Source organism: uncultured Mucilaginibacter sp. (genome assembly GCF_903913935.1).
Taxonomy (GTDB): Bacteria; Bacteroidota; Bacteroidia; order Sphingobacteriales; family Sphingobacteriaceae; genus Mucilaginibacter.
In genome coordinates this window covers 1-4491 of record NZ_CAIWNH010000112.1, presented here as the reverse complement: position 1 = coordinate 4491, position 4491 = coordinate 1, and the positions used below count along the sequence as shown (strand labels likewise).

The window sequence follows — 4491 nt, the reverse complement described above, 5'->3', positions numbered from 1 at the left end:
TTATAATGATATGGCTGATAACAAAGCTTATTTAGAAAGCATTGCCCGTAACTTCGGTTATTATTACGGGGTTAAAAAGAAAGTGCGCATCAATACCGTTTCGCAATCGCCAACCCGCACTACAGCAGGTAATGGTGTAAAAGGCTTTGACGGCTTTATCAATTATGCCGAAAAAATGAGCCCGCTGGGCAATGCCAGCGCCGACCAATGCGCCGATTACTGCGTTACCTTATTCTCTGACCTTACCAAAATGGTAACCATGCAAAACCTGTTTCATGATGGTGGTTTCAGCTTTACCGGCGTTACCCAGGCCATTATTGAGCAGATGGAAAAATAGAGATTAGAGACTGGAGATTAGAGACTAGTTTTTAGTCCGAAGCAATAATAGAAAAAGCGCCGCTGAACGATCAGCGGCGCTTTTGGTTTACACCATAAAAAAGTATTCGATGAGCCGGGCGAAGTTCATGATTCATGGAAGAACATGAAATATAGCTCATAAAGCGTAAACTAATGGCTCATCATTCACCGCAAAAGCCTAAATGCTAAAACCATGAACTATGAACCATTAACTATGAACTCCCTAACTATTCGAGTCCACTAAAATAATTTTCACCTTGATAGGTAAAGTTGGCTGCACTGCCGTTGTACCATCTGCCGATTGCGCGTAAAGCGAAATATTGCCGCCGGTATAGGTAAAGCTATAGGCAACATTGGCATAAGTTTCAGGCACTTGTTCGTAGGTAGTACCGCCATCGTAAGATATAGCCACAATAACGCCTCCAATGGATGCAAAATTGGGGTCGAGGGCGGCAATGTTGATGGATGCCGTAAACGATTTACTGCCGTTATTGTCGGTGTACGCGGTCCAGTTGCTGCTGGTTAAATCAGCATAAAGCGTTTGGTTGGTAGTGGCCGGCGACACATACTGTTTGGTACATGCAGAAAACGCCAGTAAAATAACACATCCTAAAATAGTGATGATTTTTTTCATAAGCTAAATAAAGTTAATTGATCCTAAACTATTAAACTAACGCTTTTACAAATGGTTTAATGTGTTTTTTTATTTTTTTGTAAAAAAACTGTTTTGATGGTAATACGTTAGTTTACCAGGTTACGCTACAACCTGAGCGTATAAATTACCCCTTTGGGTAATTATCACTTATATTTACGATAAAAAAAACAGGCCGTTAAAAAAGATGCAAATTACACCAGGGGACGAACTTTTTCAGATTGCGCAAACCGCACCCATTGGTATTTGTATTTTAAATGCAGCCACCCTTACCTGCGAAATTGTTAACGACCAGTTTTTAGCCATCGCGGGCAAACCCCTGGATGCCATCAAAGGTAAATACTACTGGGACGCATTTGCCGAAGTGAAGCCCTTTTATGAAGCGGCCCTGGCAGGCGTGGTAAGCACAGGCAATACCTATTCGGCCAGCGAGGTGGAAATGACCCTGATCCGCCATGGGCACGAAGAAACCATGTACGTAACCTTTGTGTATTCGCCGGTAAAAAACAGCAAAGGTAAAGTAATAAAGGTTACCGTTTGGGTGCTTGACAATACCATTGAAGTGCTGGGCAGGCAAAAAACCGCCGAAAACGCGCTGGCGCCGCAGGTGGCAAATGAACGCATGGCCGATATTAACGAACAGCTTAAAGCCACCAATAACGAGCTGGAAAACACCATTGAAGAACTGGCCGCCATTAACGAAGAACTAGCCACCACCAATGATGAGCTTACCCAAACCCGCGACGAGCTGCAGCGCAGCGAGAACCTTTTCAGGTCCATCGCTATAAATATACCTAACTCCATAGTAGTAGTAGTTGACAGGGAACACCGCTACCTGATAGTAGAGGGCGACCTGATGGAACGGCTGGGCTATAAGCGTACCGACTACGAAGGCAAACACCCTACCGAATTAGGGCAAACCGAACGTTACCTGGCCGTAAAACATTTGTACGACCGCATGATGGCCGGCGAAAAATTCTCCCTCGAGCGCGACGGCGCCGGCGGCGAAAACTATATGGTGCATTTTGTGCCGCTGAAAAATGAATTTGGCGGCGTGGATGCGGGCATTATTATGGCCATCGATGTTACAGAACTGAAACAGGCCGAAGAAAAATCGGCTAAGCTGGCGGCTATCGTGTAATCGTCTGATGATGCCATCATCAGCAAAACCCTCGAAAGTGTGATCACCAGCTGGAATGACTCCGCCCGGCGCATCTTCGGCTACACGGCTGAGGAGATCATCGGCCAATCGATCTACAAACTCATCCCGCCCGACAGGCAGGACGAGGAGCCCGGCATCCTGCATCGCCTAAAAAAGGGCGAACGGGTAGAACATTTCGAAACCAGGCGCCTCACCAAAGACGGCCGCCTGCTGGATGTTTCACTCAGCATTTCGCCGCTTAAGGATGGGCAGGGCAATATCATCGGCCTTTCAAAAATTGCGCGCGATATTACCGAGCGCAAATTGGACGAAGCCCGCAAAAACGACTTTATCGGCATGGCCAGCCACGAGCTGAAAACGCCCCTTACCTCGCTGCACGCCATCATCCAGGTGGCCAACGCCAAACTAAAAAACAGCGACGACAAATACCTGGCCCACGCCATGGAGAAAGCCAACATGCAGGTAAAACGCATGACGCGTATGATCAATGGTTTCCTTAATATTTCAAGGCTGGAATCAGGCAAGCTCATTGTTGAGCGGCAATCATTTGATATGGGCCAGCTTATCAGCGAAATACTGGAAGAAACCAGCCTTACCGTTAGCACCCACACCATCACCCTGCAAAGTACCGCCCCGGCCGTTATTAACGCCGACCGCGACAAGATCAGCTCCGTACTTTCCAACCTCATCAGTAATGCCGTTAAATATTCGCCGGCGGGAGGCACCATCCTTATCAATTACTGGCTTAAAGGGAAAACCCTTACCGTAAGCGTAAAGGACCAGGGCATGGGCATCAGCCCCGACGATCTCGACAAAGTTTTTGAGCGTTATTACCGCGTTGAAGCGGCCGAAATGCGCAATATCTCCGGCTTCGGCATCGGCCTGTACCTCAGTGCCGAGATCATTAAACGCCACAATGGCCAGATCTGGGCCGAAAGCACCGCCGGGCAGGGTTCTGTTTTTTCGTTCTCGTTACCGATAGGTTAGGTTTGAGTCTGGAGTCGAAAGTCTAAAGTCCGCAGGTCTGGCATCTCACATCCTTAGTTATCTTTCACAAATCGTAATAAAGCACACGTAACCATGCCCGCGCTGTCCAACAGCACTATGCCCGCGCCAGTGCTGTTTAACTTGTAGGCATAGTTGTTATAGCCGTTTGAGCCTGAGAAATTTACATCCGAAGTAAGGTAATACGCGCTGTTTGTATCAAACTTATAAGCAACGCCCGTTTGGTAATAATAAAACCCGGTGGGGGTATTTAAAAAGTGCAGCGTGTTTACCAGGGTTGCTACTTCGGCTCCGGCGGTATAATTGCCGGCGGCATCTGCTTTTTTTGAAACATTGGCCGTTAGCTTATTAAAATCGGCCACGGTAGGCACGCGCCAAAAGGGCGGCAATACGATATCATAAAGCGCCACATACTGCGGGTACCAGGCCCCCATGGGCTGCCCTGCCGATGGATATACAAAGCCGCCCATGCCTTGAAAATTATCCACCGTCCAGGTTTGGCTGCCTATTACCACCGTCCGGTAGTCATTTCCGCCCACCGTAATTTTGCCGTAAGCGTTAAATGGCGGCTGGTAAGGCGCCGGCGTTTTTTTACAGCCCTGCAGTACCGCGCAGCAGTATAGCAAAATGAGGCAATATTTACAAATCTGGCGGAAGGGATATGTTGCGGGCATAGGTGTAAACAGGGTGTGTTTTTTGTTGGTTAAACTTAAGCAATATAAATGGGGATTTGCAGGGGATGGTGGCGCCGGGGGTAAATTATATTGACCGGATGGATTGCGCCGCTGTTTGGTGTTGTCGCCAACAGCGTGCGGAAGAGGAATTTTCTCCCACAAATATGGAGTGAGGTGTCATGGTGAGGCTCTCGAACCATGTGGGCAAAGGCCTCTACACCATGCATAACCGCTAATGCACAGTCCGCGATTCCCAACGCACATGCTTCGAGAGCCTCAGCATGACACCCTTTTTTGATCTTCCGAACATTCGTGGCGTTTTCACCAACAGCAGGGGAGTATTGTAAAAACGGGGTAATGGAGAGTTATTCACAGGCAAGACTTTCGACTTCTAAAACATGGGCGTTTCCCCCGTTGGTAGAAACGGGGGCCGCGCCATACACTCATACGGCACAGGCCTTAGGCCAATGTCATTAAGTTAAGAAATAAATAGCTGATAATCAATTATTTAAGTTGATTTATTAGTCTATTTTTTGTATATTTAATTCATAATCAATTAGTTAAAGTGCAAAAAAAACCTCATTGTGAGTCGTACTGGAAAAGGTTGTCACTTTTTTTTATAAAGTTAAGACTATTTGTTG

At 47.0% G+C, this 4491-nt stretch carries 5 protein-coding genes and 1 pseudogene; 4 read left to right on the top strand and 2 right to left on the bottom strand.

Features of this window, described 5'->3' with window-relative positions; all coding sequences use genetic code 11:
- Nucleotides 1-337: SDR family oxidoreductase (locus QZY09_RS04270; protein ID WP_295668561.1), on the top strand; the 337-nt coding region annotated here is incomplete at its 5' end.
- A gap of 243 nt (nucleotides 338-580) precedes the next feature.
- Here QZY09_RS04270 and QZY09_RS04265 read toward each other — a convergent pair.
- Complete coding sequence (locus QZY09_RS04265) at nucleotides 581-991, bottom strand: hypothetical protein (RefSeq protein ID WP_295668559.1); 411 nt, start codon at nucleotides 989-991, stop codon at nucleotides 581-583.
- Nucleotides 992-1196: 205 nt separating this feature from the next.
- On the opposite strand from QZY09_RS04265, the gene QZY09_RS04260 reads away from it, so the two are divergent.
- From QZY09_RS04260 to QZY09_RS04250, 3 genes and pseudogenes are all read left to right on the top strand, one after another.
- On the top strand, nucleotides 1197-2150 hold the full coding sequence (locus tag QZY09_RS04260; protein ID WP_295668556.1) for a PAS domain-containing protein: 954 nt from the start codon (nucleotides 1197-1199) through the stop codon (nucleotides 2148-2150).
- A gap of 12 nt (nucleotides 2151-2162) precedes the next feature.
- Nucleotides 2163-2681 (top strand): annotated as a pseudogene (locus tag QZY09_RS04255) (PAS domain S-box protein); the annotation flags it as partial.
- Between the two features lie 42 nt (nucleotides 2682-2723).
- Nucleotides 2724-3158 (top strand): ATP-binding protein, encoded by a 435-nt coding sequence (locus QZY09_RS04250; protein WP_295668565.1) that lies wholly within the window; start codon nucleotides 2724-2726, stop codon nucleotides 3156-3158.
- Nucleotides 3159-3211: 53 nt separating this feature from the next.
- On the opposite strand, the gene QZY09_RS04245 is transcribed toward QZY09_RS04250, so the two are convergent.
- Nucleotides 3212-3850: a hypothetical protein gene (locus QZY09_RS04245; protein WP_295668552.1), complete on the bottom strand. Its 639-nt coding sequence runs from the start codon at nucleotides 3848-3850 to the stop codon at nucleotides 3212-3214.
- Between the last annotated feature and the right edge of the window lie 641 nt (nucleotides 3851-4491).